The sequence below is a fragment of the Xenorhabdus sp. PB30.3 genome, assembly GCF_963895965.1.
Lineage (GTDB): Bacteria > Pseudomonadota > Gammaproteobacteria > Enterobacterales > Enterobacteriaceae > Xenorhabdus > Xenorhabdus stockiae.
In genome coordinates this window covers 1-18,022 of the sequence record NZ_CAWQMW010000186.1, presented here as the reverse complement: position 1 = coordinate 18,022, position 18,022 = coordinate 1, and the positions used below count along the sequence as shown (strand labels likewise).

14 protein-coding genes are annotated in these 18,022 nt (G+C 38.2%); 5 read left to right on the top strand and 9 right to left on the bottom strand.

What is annotated here, in order from left to right:
* Window positions 1–210 precede the first annotated feature (210 nt).
* Complete coding sequence (locus AACX38_RS19530) at window positions 211–1,026, top strand: helix-turn-helix transcriptional regulator (RefSeq protein ID WP_228865319.1); 816 nt, start codon at window positions 211–213, stop codon at window positions 1,024–1,026.
* A gap of 155 nt (window positions 1,027–1,181) precedes the next feature.
* Here the strand turns inward: AACX38_RS19530 and AACX38_RS19525 are convergent, their stop codons facing one another.
* The 3 genes from AACX38_RS19525 to AACX38_RS19515 all read right to left on the bottom strand — a co-directional run bounded on the left by AACX38_RS19525 (window position 1,182) and on the right by AACX38_RS19515 (window position 3,930).
* Window positions 1,182–2,174: an alpha/beta hydrolase family protein gene (locus AACX38_RS19525; protein ID WP_228865318.1), complete on the bottom strand. Its 993-nt coding sequence runs from the start codon at window positions 2,172–2,174 to the stop codon at window positions 1,182–1,184.
* A gap of 184 nt (window positions 2,175–2,358) precedes the next feature.
* Entirely contained in the window at window positions 2,359–3,036 is a 678-nt protein-coding gene (locus AACX38_RS19520; RefSeq protein WP_228865315.1) for an epoxyqueuosine reductase QueH, read from the bottom strand.
* Window positions 3,037–3,180: 144 nt separating this feature from the next.
* Window positions 3,181–3,930 (bottom strand): SDR family NAD(P)-dependent oxidoreductase, encoded by a 750-nt coding sequence (locus AACX38_RS19515; RefSeq protein ID WP_099123265.1) that lies wholly within the window; start codon window positions 3,928–3,930, stop codon window positions 3,181–3,183.
* Window positions 3,931–4,236: 306 nt separating this feature from the next.
* Between AACX38_RS19515 and AACX38_RS19510 the strand changes: the two genes are divergently transcribed.
* Together AACX38_RS19510 and AACX38_RS19505 are read left to right on the top strand one after the other, a co-directional pair.
* Window positions 4,237–5,841, top strand: a complete 1,605-nt coding sequence (locus AACX38_RS19510) for an AMP-binding protein (protein ID WP_228865314.1) — start codon at window positions 4,237–4,239, stop codon at window positions 5,839–5,841.
* Between the two features lie 28 nt (window positions 5,842–5,869).
* Window positions 5,870–6,316 (top strand): hypothetical protein, encoded by a 447-nt coding sequence (locus AACX38_RS19505; protein ID WP_228865312.1) that lies wholly within the window; start codon window positions 5,870–5,872, stop codon window positions 6,314–6,316.
* Here AACX38_RS19505 and cobT read toward each other — a convergent pair.
* The 4 genes from cobT to AACX38_RS19485 form a co-directional block, all read right to left on the bottom strand.
* Window positions 6,276–7,355, bottom strand: coding sequence for a nicotinate-nucleotide--dimethylbenzimidazole phosphoribosyltransferase (gene cobT / locus AACX38_RS19500; RefSeq protein WP_228865311.1), 1,080 nt, complete (start codon window positions 7,353–7,355; stop codon window positions 6,276–6,278). The genes AACX38_RS19505 and cobT overlap by 41 nt on opposite strands.
* Before the next feature lie 122 nt (window positions 7,356–7,477).
* The gene (gene cobS / locus AACX38_RS19495) at window positions 7,478–8,242 is read right to left on the bottom strand and encodes an adenosylcobinamide-GDP ribazoletransferase (protein WP_228865310.1); all 765 of its coding nucleotides are present in this window, start codon (window positions 8,240–8,242) and stop codon (window positions 7,478–7,480) included.
* Window positions 8,239–8,784 carry a bifunctional adenosylcobinamide kinase/adenosylcobinamide-phosphate guanylyltransferase gene (gene cobU, locus AACX38_RS19490; protein WP_099123260.1) on the bottom strand — a complete coding sequence of 182 codons (546 nt, stop codon included), beginning with the start codon at window positions 8,782–8,784 and terminating at the stop codon, window positions 8,239–8,241. Before cobU ends, cobS begins: the two co-directional genes overlap by 4 nt.
* A complete protein-coding gene (locus AACX38_RS19485; RefSeq protein WP_228865308.1) occupies window positions 8,781–10,340 on the bottom strand; it encodes a cobyric acid synthase in 1,560 nt (519 codons plus the stop codon). The genes cobU and AACX38_RS19485 overlap by 4 nt, the downstream gene beginning before the upstream one ends.
* A 186-nt stretch (window positions 10,341–10,526) precedes the next feature.
* On the opposite strand from AACX38_RS19485, the gene AACX38_RS19480 reads away from it, so the two are divergent.
* Window positions 10,527–10,880, top strand: a complete 354-nt coding sequence (locus tag AACX38_RS19480) for a tRNA-binding protein (RefSeq protein WP_228865307.1) — start codon at window positions 10,527–10,529, stop codon at window positions 10,878–10,880.
* A gap of 17 nt (window positions 10,881–10,897) precedes the next feature.
* Window positions 10,898–11,299, top strand: a complete 402-nt coding sequence (locus tag AACX38_RS19475) for a VOC family protein (RefSeq protein WP_228865306.1) — start codon at window positions 10,898–10,900, stop codon at window positions 11,297–11,299.
* A gap of 65 nt (window positions 11,300–11,364) precedes the next feature.
* Here AACX38_RS19475 and AACX38_RS19470 read toward each other — a convergent pair whose 3' ends face one another.
* Window positions 11,365–15,744, bottom strand: a complete 4,380-nt coding sequence (locus tag AACX38_RS19470; RefSeq protein ID WP_228865305.1) for a hemagglutinin repeat-containing protein — start codon at window positions 15,742–15,744, stop codon at window positions 11,365–11,367.
* Between the two features lie 74 nt (window positions 15,745–15,818).
* Window positions 15,819–17,516, bottom strand: coding sequence for a ShlB/FhaC/HecB family hemolysin secretion/activation protein (locus tag AACX38_RS19465; protein WP_228865304.1), 1,698 nt, complete (start codon window positions 17,514–17,516; stop codon window positions 15,819–15,821).
* Window positions 17,517–18,022 lie beyond the last annotated feature (506 nt).

The following is an 18,022-nucleotide window of genomic DNA, read 5'->3' as shown; positions in this document are numbered from 1 at the left end:
AATTTAGAGATATAATACTGAAGTTATATAATGGATGTTACGTATACAATTTTGATATCAGCCAATATTTTTAACTCTATACTCAATTTATCACTATCTATCCAATAGATTTCAGATTGCTTTCCAATCCCCAAGGAAACTATTTGAACAACAGAACATATCATCAATACATTTCAAATTACTCATGATAAGGAAGATTAGGAGTATTAAATGAAAAGGACGACGGGCTTAAATCAGAAGAGTATTTTTTCTCTACAATTAACCATGCCTAATTTCGATATTCTCGAACATCAACAAGGAGGGCTGTATATTTTACTTGATGGTGAAATGGTATGGAAAGACAGCAACAATACCTATCATATTAAGTCAAATGATATCCTTTTTATCCACCCTGGAAAATATGCCGCTAAAACCCATACAAGAAGTTGTCAGATATTATGGTTGCCATTGGATATGGAATTTTTCCGCCATTTTATGAAACGTTTTGGAACATTATTAATTAATATTGAACGCCGTGAATTCCCTCATTATCGGTTAATTCCCTTCAATAAGTTTCCATTATTAACAGAAAGTATATGTGGGTTAGCGAAACTCCTCACGTATGATTGCCCATCAGCCCTGATCCAGTTAAGAAGCGAGGAGTTACTTTTGCTGCTCTCTCTCGGGAAACAAGGAGCATTACTTATGTCAGTTCTACGTAAATTGAGTAATCGGCAAATAGAACGGCTACAGACATTTATGGAAACTAACTATCTCAAAGAGTGGCGGCTGAATGATTTTGCCCGCGAGTTTGGTATGGGGTTAACTTCGTTCAAAGAACTTTTCAGTAGTGTTTATGGCACATCTCCACGGGCCTGGATCAGCGAACAGCGTATTCTTTATGCTCATCAATTATTATTAAACAGTGAAATGAGTATCGCTGATATTACACTGGAATCCGGTTTTTCCAGCCAGTCCTACTTTACCCAAAGTTATCGGAAACGTTTTGGTTATACTCCGAATCGGGCCAGATATGGTAAAGATTAATACACTCTTCGTTTTTCAAGCTGCCGCTTTGTTGACTGGACAAATTCGCTTCCGACGAATTTGTCATTCCTTTGCCACCGTGACGCAACTTGCAATCCATAAAGTGTATATTTTGCCCCATCAAAATTTAAATTATTATGATGAGGCAAAATTTATCAATCAGATTCAGGCAGATTATGCTGGAGCCACATAAAATCCTGTTCACTGAAATTTATATTCACTTTATCTCCAGTGTCATGCAAAATCTTTTCAACAATAAGGGAGGTTAAAGGTGAAATAATATTAAAATGGTCACCATTCTTAATGGAATAAATAGAGAGTGGGATATTTTTATCTTTTACAATTTTCTTTATTTCATCAAACTCATTCCAATAGGAGTACTCTCCTTCAAAATAGAATGTTGGTGATTTTATTGAGTTTAAAAATTTACGAGGAGAACGTACTTCAAGCTCTTCGGGGTTGTTCTGATTAAATGGCACCGTGACTGGAACGGGGGCATAATCAAGGCGTAATTTCAAATCTGGAATACCTCCCAATGAAAATACAGCCCTAAATCCTTTACTGTATTCACTGGCTAATAATGCACGTGTTCCTCCGGTACTATGCCCCGCAAGATAGATTCGACTTGGATCAACATATGGCAATTTCATAAGATACTGTCTGGCTGATTCAATATCTCGTATCTCACCGAAAAACATTTCATACTTACCAGGGTTTACATTTTCTCCCCGAAAACTCGGTATCATCAAAACTAAATCATCATGCCTGAATGCAGATGCAGATTGGTCATTGTTATAAGGTTGCTCAGACCAAAAGAAATCATCGTTGCCAATTCCACCATACCCTCCTGTTAACCAAATCACCGCAGGATATTTTTTATCTGTCTTTTCTGGTTGAGGAGTCAGGTAAGCAGCCATATTCCCGTTTTCTGCCGGATAATAGACTAATGAGAAAATATCTTTAGGAGGAATACCCGGCTCCCCATCACCGATAAAACTTTCATCTATAATATTCGTTTTAAATTTTTTGTGGATCTGCGTGTAATCGTCCTTACTTAACTCAAAACTGTAACTATCTTCATCACATGCAATAAGTAAAAAACTAAAAATAACCGGGAAAATCTTGAACCATTGATAAGACTGTTTCATAAAAATTACCTTAATATCCATTTAGTGTTCTTTTTTACCATGGCAATTTTATTTTTTAAATATCAATTATTCAGAAATTAAAACAATAGACCTGCTTACATATCGGAATGATGGCAGGCCTTTAATAAGAGATAAAATAAACCACTTCAACTGACAATTAAAATAATGCGTGATCTTCCATATCTCAATTTTTACTACTTTCTTTATTGTTATCTGCGCTATAAAAAACTGTTCCCAGTTTAATTCTTTCCCGTCCCGTTGCCAGACGATGACGATTAGTATCCCGCAGAGAATAAACACAGCCGCAGTACTCTTGCTGATAGAATTCTTCACGCTTACTGATCTCAATCATGCGGGTAGAACCACCGCCTTTACGCCAGTTATATTCCCAATAGGTTAACCCCGGATAACGGGAAGCGGCACGGACACCACAATCATTAATTTGCTGCATATTTTTCCAGCGAGAAATCCCCAGCGAGCTAGTAATAACAGGGAAACCATGCTCATGAGCATATAACGCAGTCCGTTCGAAACGCATGTCAAAACACATAGTACAGCGGATGCCACGCTCAGGTTCATTTTCCATGCCTTTCGCACGCTCGAACCAGTTGTCACGATCATAGTCGGCATCAATAAAAGGAATACCCATCTGCTCTGCAAAGCGGATATTTTCCTCTTTACGCAGTTCATATTCCTTCTGTGGATGAATATTCGGGTTATAGAAAAATATTGTGAAATCTATCCCCGAAGCGAGCATTGCTTCCATTACTTCCCCTGAGCATGGGGCACAACACGAGTGCAGTAACATTTTGCTGTGACCATTAGGGAGTGGAAGCGGCTTACGTTCATAGTTCAGTGACATAATATTTTTTACCTGACTTAGACAATAAAAAACCAGGAAGAGAACATATCCCTCCCTGTGTTTATTAGTTGCTCATCTTACCTTGTTCTTTTGCTTTACGGCAATGGAAAACAAGTAAAGCCAGATCTGAACATATTAAGTCAATCAGTACCCTTGCACTTCCGGTAATACCTGCCCGCCATCAACCACAATTGTCTGCCCGGTGATATTTTTTGCTTCATCAGAAGCAAGGAAACAAGCGGTGTAACCAATATCTTCTGGTGCTCCCAAAGCCCCCATTGGAATTACCGTTTCAATCTGTTTCAGATTATCCTCACCAAATGCCATTAATCCTTCAGTCATAATCATACCCGGCATAATAGAATTAATTGTGATCCCTTGTTTTGCATATTCTAATGCAGCACTGCGCATAAACCCGAGCTGGCCTGCCTTACTGGCACCATAGTGGCTATAGCCCTGCATTCCTACAATCTCTCCGGTGATAGATGAAGTAATCACAATGCGCCCATACTGCTGTTTTTCCATGACATTCAGTGCAGCCTGAGTCAATAAAAATGTGCCTTTCAGGTTGACGCTATAGACTAAATCCCAATCTTCAACCGTCATATCTTTAATATTATGTTGTGGGAAAATACCCGCATTTGAACAAAGAATATCGAGTCTGCCATATTTTTCGACAATTTCATTAATCACATTTTTACATGCCGAGGGATCAGTTACATCAAGGGCGATAAAATCCACTCCAAGTTCTTCAGCTACAGGCATTCCTTTCGTTTTATCCGTACCTGAAATGATCGTAATTGCGCCCGCCCGCTTAAATACCTGAGCAATTCCTTTACCAATACCTTTTGTTCCTCCAGAAATAAATGCAATTTTTCCGGTTAAATTAAACATTTTTGTTTCCTTTTATATCAGTATATTAAGTTTTTATATTACATCACTCTTAATTTTCCAATATATTTTCATCACGCTACCCTATCAATAACAATAAATATAATTAGCATATTAAAAAACAATGAAATATCACTCAAACACACAAATAAAGTACGTGATATTTTTCATAAACACTAAAACAATTTCTAATGAAAACACTAACAACCATTTGATATGGATTGCAAATTCCCACCTCCACTATTACCTTTAATAATCAGTGAAACATAATGACAGGCAAAAAAATCGAAAATAAAAAAGGACGGGAATATGACTCGCTACAATTCACTATTAAATGAATATGACGGCAATGCATTATCACCTATTTTATTTCTAAAAAGAGCCGTATTAAGTAATGGTGATTACCCTGCGGTAATAGATGGAGAGCAATGTTGGACATGGCGACAATATGGAGAACGTTGTGAAAGAGTTGCTGTTGCACTTCAGCAAATGGGAGTTGGAAAAGGCTGTGTTGTATCTGCTTTATTGCCTAATATTCATGAATTGCTGGAACTGCACTATGCTGTTCCCTTGTCTGGCGGAATACTGAATGCCTTAAGTATCAGGACAGATGCAGCTACACTGAATTTTATCTTTGAAAAAATTAATCCCACAATATTAATTATAGATAAAAACTACCTTGCATTACTGGACAGTGTTTCCTTTAAAAACCCGGTCAAAATTGTTGTCACTACTGAAAATAATACTCCTCTACCAGAATCAGCGTTGGATTTGATTAGCTATGAATCACTGATATCTGAGTACCCTTCTGAAACCCTGAATTTTTACCCGATTGATGAGCAGGAAGCCATCAGCATTAACTCGACTTCGGGAACCAGTGGCACACCTAAGTTAGTTGTGTACTCACACCGTGGCGCATACCTTAATGCAATTTCGAATATCCTGGACTGGGATATGCCCAAATACCCGACTTATTTATGGACATTACCCATGTTTCACTGCAATGGCTGGTGTTTCCCCTGGACTATTGCGGCACGGGCAGGTACTCATGTCTGTATGCGCAAATTTGATGCACAGGAAGCCATACAGATTATGCTGAAGCATCAGGTGACACACTATTGTGGCGCGCCTATCGTGCATTATTCCTTAGGGCGGGAAGCGCAAAGGCTCGGCATCTCTTTCAACAACAATGTCTATGGGTTGATTGCCGGTGCCCCACCAACAGAGAAGATGTTTTCCCTGCTTGATGCAGCCGGTATCAGAGCTACCCACGTTTATGGCCTGACGGAAACTTATGGGCCGGTTGTTGTTTGTGAAGATAAACCCGATTGGGCCACACTGCCAAAACCAGAAACAATTTTAAAGAAGATGCGTCAGGGAATTGTTTCCAATTTACAGGGAGAAATCAGCGTTATTGATGAAAATAGCGGGCTGGCAGTACCTTTTGATGGGCAATCCATTGGTGAAATTGCTATTCGGGGTAATATTGTTGCCGCTTACGGCCCTGTCGATCGAGTCACATTCGATATGACAAGTCAGTGGTTTTTTACCGGGGATTTGGCTGTTGTTGACAGCGATGGTTATATTAAAATTATCGACCGGAAAAAAGATATTATTATTTCCGGAGGTGAAAATATTTCCAGCCTTGAACTGGAGAATGCGCTGTCGAGTTATCCCGGCGTTCTGGCTGTGGCGGTTGTGGCAAAACCTGATGAATACTGGGGTGAAGTTCCTCATGCGTTTATTGAAATTGATGATAATACCTCAATCACTGAGCAGGAACTGGATGATTATCTCCGAACTCTTGTTGCACGCTATAAGCGCCCAAAAGGTTATACTTTTTCAGCTTTACCACGTAACGCAAGCGGAAAAATACTCAAAGAGACATTAAGAAAACTCGCTAAAAATTTATAAAATAAGAGATATAAAAATGCAGAATTTTATGCAGAAGTATGATGTTACTCCCGAAGATTGTATCGTATTAAGTTTGCATCAATCCGCATGGGAGAAAGTATTATCGGGTGCTAAAAAATATGAGTTCCGCCGAAGATTCAGAAGAAAAAGAACTTTTGCTTTTATTTATGTTACCGTTCCTGTCAAAGCCATAATCGGTGGTATGCTTCTTGATGATCCAATATCTGGCACTGCCAAAGAAATTTCTGATATTGCAGAAAATGCAATTCCCGGAAATGGTCAGTCTGTTTTTGATTACTTTATTGAAAAAGATTTCGGATTGGCCATTCCGATTTTACACGTAATTGAAACTCAAAAAGTATCATTAGATTACTTACGGGATAAATATAATTTTACTGCTCCACAATTTTATTTTTCCTTACAAAAAAATCAAATTATGCTTGATGAGTTAATAACAAAAGTTCAGGAAAAGTAATCCCGCTTTCAGCCAGATATCCCATATCACAATACATAGAACAGGCTGCATCAATCAGAGACATTGCGATCGCAGCCCCACTGCCCTCACCCAAACGCAAATCTAAATGCAGATAAGGTTTCAGGCCCAGATGTTGCAGCGCCAGAGCTGCGCCTTTTTCTGCTGATAGATGAGATGGAATACAGTAATCCCGAACAGAAGGTGCCAGCTGAACTGCCGCCAGCGCAGAGGCATAAGAGATAAAACCATCAAGCACAACCGGAACACCTGCTGCTGCAGCTCCCAGAATCACTCCGGTCATTCCCACAAGCTCAAATCCTCCCACTTTTGCCAGTACATCAAGGGGAGACTGAATATCAGGTTTATTCACATCAATAGCCTGACGCACAACAGATTCTTTATGTTTAAGTAATCCAGCAGGCAAATTAGTCCCCAACCCCACAACATCACCGGGATCACTTCCGGTAAGTACACTGATGACTGCCGCTGCTGATGTGGTATTCGCGATCCCCAGCTCTCCTACACCAAATACAGAGATCCCGGCAGCAAGACGTCGCTGAACTAATTGCACACTTGCCAACAATAATGTTTCTGCATGTGCATAAGGCATAGCCGGGCCTTGTGCAATGTTGCCACAGCCACGGGCTAATTTGAGGGACAATAAATTATCTATCGGCTCACAATCAATACCGATATCAACAGGTAACACATGAGTACCGCTACTTTTCGCTAGTGCGCAAACCCCTGTCAGTCCCAGCAACATGTTCCGGGCCTGTATGGCTGTAACATTTTTCGGAGATATCGCCACACCTTCATTATAAACGCCATGATCGGCACACATAACGATAATCTCTTTTTGCAGATCCCGCAGTTTTCCAATTCCGGGCATAGACGCAAGTTGCGCTGCCAGTGTTTCCAGACGGCCCAGACTACCAACCGGCTTGACGAGTTTATCAATATGCTGCCCCGCCTGATCCATTTTTTCCCGATCCAGCGGTTTAATCTTTTTCAGTAATAGTGGTAATGACTGAAACTCCATGATGATCCTTCCGATCAAGTTTCAACTTAAATATGCAAATATAAAATACACTCAATGGATTTCTGAATGCATCGCAATGACAAAGAAGCAACGAGAATAAAATAATATTAACTATCGGCAAACTACTTCCAGATAAGGATTAAAGCCAGTAGAAAAATCACTTCACCGACTTCAATTGCCGCTCCCAGAGTATCTCCGGTTTGCCCGCCTAAATGATAGTTAAAATAGATGGCAAGCAAAAAGATAGCGATCATCGTTACCAGCATTGCAGATAATCCCTGCCAGTCACCCAGCAGCATCACCAATACTGTCCCTGCCAATAATGTGATGACTGTTTCACGGGGCGTAATGCGACCGATATAACTACTTCCCATTCCTTCAACTTCACGGGCATAACGTTGTTCAAACATCAAAAGCACAACAGCAGTACGTCCGACAATCGGTGCACAGGATAATAAAGCCAGCAAATGCAAAGGAGGGTGATAGGCAATTTCAACAACCGCAAGTACCTTAAGCAAAATGCAGAAGATCAGCCCTAATCCACCATATGTACCAAGACGGCTATCTTGCATAATTTCCAGTATTCTTTCTCTATTTCGGGAAGAAAAGATTCCGTCGCAAGTATCTGCCAGACCATCTAAATGTAATCCTCCCGTCAGAAATACCAGAGCGAGCGCATAACCAATTGCACCAATATATACTCCTCCACCGGATTGAGTTATTACCAGTGCAACACAAGCTGCAATCGCACCAACAATAAGGCCAACTAGAGGGAAAATCGGTACACCATGCCCAATTTGCCGAAAATCAATACCTTCAGCCCATTTTGCAGGGATAGGAAGCCGGGTCATAAACTGTAATGTTGCCCAAAAGAGTCTCAACTTCATTTGATTTTTACTCCAAGGCCAGAGACTACCATCCAGACTGATTTTGCTGCCTGAGCCAGTTTCTGGTTAACCCGACCGGAAATATCAATAAAATGACGGGCGAGCCGATTCTCAGGCACAATTCCCATACCCAGTTCGTTCGTTACCAGACAAACGGGCATTGGGCACTTCAGACAAGCATCGATCACATCGTCTATCTGCTGGTGGATAAACACCTCCAATGAAGCGAAATCCATTTCATCGGGTGATGCACCTTCTGCTTTATCAAACAGAAGATTGGTCATTAATGTAGTCACACACTCAAGTATAATCCCCTCTTCCGCTTTACGATGCCTACGGATAACATCCCCCAAATCCTGATACCCTTCCCAGGTTCGCCAATGTAAAGGACGATCCTTCCGATGCCGTTCAATTCGGGCCAGCATCTCTTCATCAGTACCTTGAGCTGTCGCGATATACAATACTTGTTCACATTGATCTGAAATAAACCGCTCCGCATAAGCACTTTTGCCACTACGTGCTCCGCCAGTAATTAAGATCATCTGATCACTCCAGAAGAGGTAGACTCCATGTGTTCTTTCATTAACTGATAGATACGTTCTATATCCAGATGCTCACGCATACTGTCTGCCAGGATATTAAACTGTTTCTCTTTATGGCTGGCATAGCTGAAAACAGCATTTTCCAGCGGGTTGATACCTTTATACATGCGAAGCTGATTCAGTAATGAACGAGTGAAATTATTCTGGTCAAACAGGCCATGCAGGTAACTTCCCATCACCGTCCCTTCCTGATTCACTGCGCCATCAAACCAACTCGTCTCTTCACCATTACGTAAGTACATTTTGGCAAACGGCCTTGCCTGCTCTTTCAGGCGCGTAACTCCCATATGGATCTCATAACCCACAATGGGTTGATCACCACATAGGTTCAGCATGCCAGATAGCTCCGGCATTATAATTCCCCTGACCTGAGCCGTCTGTTTATCATTAGCAAATAAGGTTTCAGTATCGAGTAATCCTAACCCTTCCATCTGGTATAAACCAGATTCGACTTCGTCAACAATTTGCTTTCCAAGCATCTGGTAGCCACCGCAGATCCCAATGATCGGAACCCCTGACTGGTGTGCAGCAATAATTGCCTGATCCAGCCCCTGCGTTTTTAACCACCCCAAATCCCCCAATGTGTTTTTACTACCGGGTAAAATGATCAGATCGGCATTCTGAAGTTCCAAAGGATCTGCAATATAATTAAGATAAACATCAGGCTGGAGTGCTAACGCATTAAAATCGGTGAAATTTGCAATATGTGGAAACCGGACAACGGCAATATTCAGGCATCTTTCTGTGTTATTTTTATCCTTTTCATATTTGCCAACCTGCAGTGCAACACTGTCTTCTTCTTCCAGATCGAGTTCCAGCCACGGTAATACTCCCAGTATCGGTACTTGTGTCAACTCTTCGATTTGTTCAATACCTGAATGCAGCAACGATATATCACCACGAAATTTATTAATAATGACCCCTTTAACCCGCGCCCTTTCTTCTGGTGCGAGTAAGGCCAGAGTGCCGTAGATAGAAGCAAAAACACCTCCGCGATCAATATCTGCTACCAGAATAACGGGCGCATCAACCAGCTCAGCCATTCCCATATTGACGATATCCCGATCCCGCAGATTAATTTCCGCCGGACTACCCGCTCCTTCCAGCACCATAATATCGGTTGCAGCCGCAAGGCCGTTATAAGCACTCAGGATCTGCTGCTGAAGCTGTGGTTTATACTCGTGATATTCTACGGCATTCATATTGCATATAACTTTGCCCATAAAAATCACCTGAGCCTTACAATCGCTGGAGGGTTTCAGCAAAACAGGATTCATGCGTACATCAGGAGTAATCCCTGCTGCTTCAGCCTGAAATATCTGAGCACGCCCCATTTCTTTGCCATCAGCAGTAATACCAGAATTAAGTGCCATATTTTGTGATTTAAAAGGAGTACAGTGATAACCATCCTGTAAAAAAATCCGGCAAAATCCAGCAACCAAAGCACTCTTTCCAACATCAGACGCTGTTCCTTGGATCATAAGAGACCATTTCATGGTGTTTTACTCCTCTATATTATTGTCGCCACAGAATAACGCACCAAATGACTACATGATGAACTCATATGGATAAGTGTTTTTTATCCGCGTGAATCAGCTCACAAAGTCAAACAAATATTTTTATGCACTCTCTGTTACAATAACAATCAATATCATTAACCTATTATTAATAGATATACAGTTATGCAAAATTCAGAAAATTATCTCACAGATATATCCACTTTTATGGCTCTCGATATCCGCGTTGGCAAAATAATCAAAGCTGAAAAAAATGAAAAGGCCATCAAACCTGCTTATAAACTGTATATCGATTTTGGTAGCGAAATAGGTGAAAAACAGAGTTCGGCACAATTGTGCCGAAACTATACGGAAGCACAATTAATCGGCAGGCAAGTCCTGGCTGTTATAAATTTTCCACCGAGAAAAGTAGCCGGGTTTAAATCGGAAGTTTTGGTTCTGGCTGCCGTTTGTGATAATGAAGGCACTGTACTCATCCAACCAGATAAAAATGTGACCTTAGGGACACGGATGCTGTAATTTAAAATAGGAATATTATGAGAACACAAAAAAGATGCATGGGTTATGTTGCCATTGTTATTGATGATTATGATAAAGCAATTGATTACTACACCAACAAACTGGGGTTTACTCTGGTCGAAGACACCCCACAACCGGGCAAAAGATGGGTTGTTGTGACACCGAATCCTGAAAGTGACTGTAATTTATTGCTGGCAAGAGCATCTAATGAAAAGCAGGAAGCCTTTATTGGCAACCAGTGTGGGGGAAGAGTATTTTTGTTCCTGCAAACTGACGACTTCTGGCGCGATTATCATAAAATGAAAGAAAATGGCGTTCATTTTTGCGAAGAGCCACGACAAGAAGAATATGGCTTGGTTGTTATATTTGAAGATATTTATGGCAACCGGTGGGATTTATATCAGAACGCAATTGTTTAAAATATAAAGAATCCACCTGTTTAACAGGTGGATTACTATTTGATAATAAAGTAACGTTCAATTTTTTATACCCCATAATCCTTCTGATTACCTAACTGTTGACCGCATCCAATCACCTCAGTCACTGTCTTTTTAGGCATGTTATTATCTATATTCTCGATAATTTTATCCTTTACCGCCACATTACAATTCGATATCTTCTGAGTGTATTCCTTAACTTTACTAGGAAGTATTACATTTTTTTTATTATGATAATGTCTCTCTGTATATGGAATTTTCCCATGAGCAATATCAGAAGCTGCACCTGGTAAACTTAATAAAAATGCAAGTGGAGACCCTGGTAATTTCACAGAGATTTTTTCTCCTTTACTATGAGTAGTTATTTCATGATTTACCAGCTCTTGGGTATTCAATATAACTGGCTGATCAGTACTTTCAATCTTCGCTCCAGTCAGATTAGTTTTACCTGATACATCTAAATTAACTCCATCTCTAGCAGAAATTCCTGATTGGTTAGTTAAACTTGTATCATCATGTGTTTCGTAATTAAAATTAAACTTGGTTTTTATACCCGATGCGATACTTTTAATGATATTAACCACTCCCATAAAACCGGACGGTTGATCACCATTAAAGAGTGTACCACTATTAAATTCGCCTCCAGCTTCTAGACCTATTTCCCTCCCATTAGCCGTATTTTGAGCCGTTTCAATATTAAGATTACCTCCTATTTTACCCCCTATCCTGTCCGCTACAATATTAGCCCCTTTAATTGTAGTATCTTTTTTACTTGTTAATGTTACGTTTTCACCCGTAAGCTGGCTATTGTGATTGATAACATCTCTTTCATAACCATGATCAAAATTGCCATAAGCCTTTGCCTTAACTTGAGCTAATTGAGAAGCATTCATTGCCGCTCCCAATGCTACTTTGCCTCCAATTTGGAAATTACTTTTATTTATACTGTCCTGAGCAGAGGTAACTATGATACCACCTCGTTCTGCTTTAAGATTTATATGTTTGCCAGAGGTATTTGTCCCCTGCAAAGACAAATCATTTCCAGAAACCAAGTTAATTCCCTGTTTTCCGCTAATATTACTACTTTTTGCTGTCACAGTAGTGTCATCATTTACAGCATATCCTGCTGCTGCACTTCCTGCCCCCATATTGACAACACCTGTCGGCAAATTGACGCCTACCCCAACACCAAGACCAAGCCCATATTGGGTTTTAGTTTTCTTATTAGTATTATTTGCCTGATTAATATTGATATTATTCCCTGCCTGTATAGTTGTTTCTCCATCTTCTGAATTAAACGATGCTCCCTGATATTTAATATCGTGTCGCGCCTGAATATTAATATCTTTATGTGCTTTGAAATCACTGACAATAGCATCTGAATTAGATTCAGAACTCCGAGATGCATTCCCTTTCCCTTTCCCTGTAACAGTAAGATCCTGGGATAAAAGCGCTAAGTTGGCTTGTATGCCGGCATAACCTGATGAATCAAAGACATCTTTTTCATTTTTATTAAATGCGGCTCCGTTAATATGGTTGTTAGCTTTTAATTCTATGCCTCCATTATCTGCATGATACTGTGTTCCCTGATCATATACATCCTCTTTGGCATTTATTCTAATGTTATTGTTGGCTTGAATTGAAGTGACATTAGCATTTGATTTAGTGTTGCTCTCTGTGTGATTACCTCCTTTGGCGAAAACATTAGCACCAACATTAGGTGAAGAATTCTTCATACTCAAAGAGAGGGAAACTCCTCCTCCAATATTAAAGTTTCCTGAATAGGTACTATCACTACTTTCCGCTGCTCTATTTTCTATGCTATTAGCATTCGCCTCATAATTACCCGCAACATTATGCTGAGCTCCCTCCTGTTCCAGTTTATTTCGTGCGTTTAATTTCAGATCTCCCGCAATGTCCGTTTTTGAAACGACAGCTTTTTTCTTCTCATGAGATTTATTATTGCTACTATGATTAGCTCCACCACCAATGCTTATTCCATTGCTTCCTTTAGAGAAAAACACACCAATACCTGTCGAAGAATGAGATTCTTTTTGGGCTTCCAGGTCATTTGAAGCAAGGAAAGAAATATTGTCGGCTGATATATTAGCATTTCCATTTCTCGTATCTATATCTGAACCCACAACTGTAACATCTTTACCTGCATTAATTGTGATATTTCCTCCATCCAATACAGATCGTTTTTGTGTTACATTCTCTTTTTCTTTATCATCACTGCTATACTTAATACCAAAATTTTTTGTAATAGTATTTTTATCATCTTCATTAGAGAATTGAGCTATATTCCCTGCCTCAAGCAATGAATTCTCTTTCTGTTTATTATATTTCTCTCCATAAGAAGAAACATTTATATTATCGCCAGCATGAATATTCAAATCATCAGAACTTTTTAATATACTATCAACCACATCAATATTTTTGCCACTAAATAACTTTAAATTTGCATTAGATTTAACCTGGCTGCGTACTGCCTCTTCTTTTTTTTCTTTCTCCTTATTAGAATCCTTAGTAATATTAAAAACAGTCCCATGGCGCTCATCAATAATATTTTGATGATAACTAACAGCATTATCAATGAGTAAATCACCATTTTTTGATTGAAAGTATCCACCATTTTCAGCTTCAACATTACTGCCAGTAATTTTAATTCCATCATTTCCTACAAGCAATACATGTCCATCAGCTGTAATATCAGATGATTGATTTTTTTTATTTTCAATATAATTATTTTTATTTTTTCCTCCGGCAATCCCTCCCCAATAAGTTCTATTATCATCATCAATAACTTTATCACCATAAGATTGAGATATTATCTGATTTTTTTTACCTGCTTTTATGATAAGGTTGTTTCCGGCATGCGCCTTAGAACCTGCAATTTTAATATCACCATTGGCTTCTATACCAAGATCATTATCAGCATTTAGTTCACTTCTAATCTGTTTTTGAGTAAAATGCCCTTTTTCTTTTAGCCCTGTATCTAGTGAATTAGACTCTAATCTGTGATATTGCTGATTATCCATTTTTTCAGTTTCTATCAAGCCATCTATTATGATATTACGCTTAGATGATAATGACAGATTATTACCTGCATCAATCTTGCTCCCATCAATTCTTATATCTTCTCCAGTCGAAGTTAATTTGATATTATTATCTGCCCTTATATCATTCCCCTCCTGTTGAGTTTTATCATGAGTATTTTTTTTATTACTCTTCCATAAAAACTTCCATTGCTCTTGAAAGTCCTCCGAATGTTGATTAACGGCTTGACCGTCTAAATCAAGTTTACGACCGGTTAAATCAATATTTTCACCAAAAATATCTGTTCCTTTAATTTCATTATTGTTGTTGGCATTTAATGTAATATTTCTACCTTCTAATTTGGTTCGGTGAAGGACTTGCGACTTCTGCTCGCTACTAGCACTATTTCCGCTAAAAAAATGACCTTCTGACTTTTCCTTTTTCAAGGATACTTCATCCAAAGCACCCTGAGATGTAATATTTTCACCTTTTAAGGTGAGATCACCTCCTTTTAATCTGGCACCTTCCAGTTTTAATCCGCCTTTAGACTCAACATTAATAGTATCATCAGCAGTCATCTCCCCCTGTAAATTAACACCACTCCCTTTATCTGTACTTAATAACCGGATACGACCAGCCTGCATACTGCCTAAATAATAGCTATCAAGTAAACCCACCGTTGCCTTTTTTGAATCCAATACTCGACCATCAGCAGATATTTTATTCAGACCTGTAATGATATTAATATCTTGGCTGGTACTAATTTTGCCACGGCTATCAATTTTAGGAGAAAAAAGATTTATGATAGAGTCATGAACCAGCCCTCCTTTACCAATTTTCAGGGAATTTGTATTATCGAGGGTATTAAATCCCTGTAAAGTGCCTTTTTCAACTAATGGGTTTCCGACAACTAGCGATAACTGATTAGTATTAATGAACCCACACCCATCACAAGTAATACCGTTAGGGTTTGCCAATATATAATCTGCAGCCATACCAAAAATTTCCTGCTTGCCCAACAGTAAAGATGGATTGCGGCTAATTACCTCATTTAGAATAATCGTTGCCGAATTACCATGCAGATTACTATTACCAGGCAATTCTCCAGCTAATTGAGATTCACCTCCATTTGTCGAATTATTAAAAACTGCCCCTTTTTCAGAAACATTAAAATCCTCATATTGATTATGTGATAATCCAGATTCAGAAGGAGCAACAATATTAACGACATCTGCACCAGATTTAGATTGTGTAACACCTGGTCTGTGTGAGTCATCACCTCCTGCTACTATTCCATTGGAAAAACCACTTGAGCTAAAAAGCATAAAAATTGCCACTGATACAGCAAGCCGACCAGATGACGATAATTTAAACCTTTTTTCTTTCATTTAATTACTCCTATACATCTAGTTATTACTGTGTGTAAAAATATGACCAAACCGAAACAGCGGCAGTTCTGCAATTAAAAACCATAAGAAATACGCACTAATATCTGTATGGGATTATTAAGTTTCTCGTACTGCCGAGACAAAACTTTCCCACTGCCTACTTGAATATCGGCAAACAACTGTTTATAACTCAGTGAAAATCCAGTACTCATCCCTACAGCATTTATCCATTCATATTTATTTTTATGCCCAATAATTTTAGTTTGCCCTAAATCACCACCTATATTTAAAGCTAAATAACCTTGAGGAATAGCTATAGGAAGCAGATAAGATAGCGTATTTCTTAAATACCACCCATTGTCAGAACATAAAAAACTCTCGTTAAATCCTCTGATGCTATTTTTATCAGTAATACTGAAACACTCCATAGCTGGTAAAGGATCACGGCTATACTGCATGCTAATCTGACTATTGAATAAATAAGATGAATCAAATAATCTAAATTTCTTTTGCAAATTTATTGACATCAATCCTTTAATGAAATTTTTGTCCATGACTGTTTGCGTATTAAACCATGGCACACCTTTATCAATACCTATATCAATAGAAAAAAATCCGGTTGGAATAATTTGAAAATGATTTAAATTAAGAGAAACAAGGCTTATAGATTCACTATTTACTATGATTTTTTCATCATTTAAATAATTATTCCCTTTTTTATATATAAATTGTGTTCTCAGTGTATCTATTTGTGTCTGATTGCGGCGAAATGCCCAGTCAGCACGAATTCCCGATTGTTGGGCATCACCATGTATATTTAAATCATGTTTATTTAACAATCTATACTTTGATTTTTTTTGATGGTGATATTTAGAACCAACATAAAATGTGCTAAATGTTGACTTTCCATATGGCAATGAATAAAGGAAAATATAAGATCGATTATATTTATTTTGGCCTTTGTTCAAAGTAGAGCTTCCACTAAGGCTGACAAAATCAGATAACCCCAGCGGGCTATCAAAACTCGTGTTTACTCTTCCTACCCATTTCCCTGTATTTTTCTGCCCATAATTATCTGTTGTTAAAGAAACTTTCCACGGAGAACTATGTTTATTATTCAGAAAAACAATAGATCCCCCATTAATTGTACCAGGCAAAATATCTAGCGTTGTTTTATTTGATTGTAAACGATTTGCCTGATCTAGCCCTTGGTCAAGTTGATGTATATTCAATGGCATATTCTTTAGATCAGGAAAAAGAGTCTGACTGTTTACCCAGCGACTTCCTCCCCTAATATCTTCGATAAACCCTTCTATAACATGAATCCCTAATTTTTTCTCATAGTCAGGAGGAACCAATTTTACTCTGGCTGTAACATATCCTTTCTGGACATAAAGGTTCGTAATTTCAGATGTTAATCTATTGATATTATTACTGGTAATACAGCTATTAGAAATTGGACTTAATGTTTTTAAGTCCGATGATGATAATAATGATATCCCTTGAAGATAAATCCCACTAATTGGCAAGCATTTTTTCTCACCTTTCAGATTTACGAGTGATTCTTTTGTAGAATATCGCCTTGAACGGTTAATCATCTCCTGATGCCGCCTTTCTTCAATCAACCTGTTTATCTCTCTTTCGCTATTCTGTAAATTATTAATCCCTTCGTTCATGGTTAATGAAGGTAAGTTTTCATTAAAATTTACCGGAGATGCTATTGTTAAAGGAACATATAATATTAATAATATTCCTATGTTTTTTATAATCATAAAACACCAATCATAAAATTTTCATTAACATAGTAATTCAATATTTTCAGTGAGATTAATTAATATCAAATTATCACTCACATATTGCCATATCCCTACAGTCAGAATACAAACACTTCATAAACATGAGCAAAAAACAAACACCACCAAGTCATTTAATAAAATCACATTCACAAGATGTTTCATCATCACCATATGAAATATAAAAATAAAAAATGAATTATTTTTAGTCATATATCCAAATGAATAAACCGATATTTTTTATAGAAAATAATAAAAATAACTACTCTACTGTATTTGACTGGTCAAAATATGTAACTTGTAATTTAGCCTTGATAATATAATTTCTTAAATTACATATAATTATCGCATTGATATATAAAAACCAAACATTTGTTTGAACAGAACCAGAACCATTACAACCCATTGATATTTATATACTTTATACAGAATAAAATATAGTTTACATTATAAATCTTTTCATTATCATAAACCCCAAAGCTTTA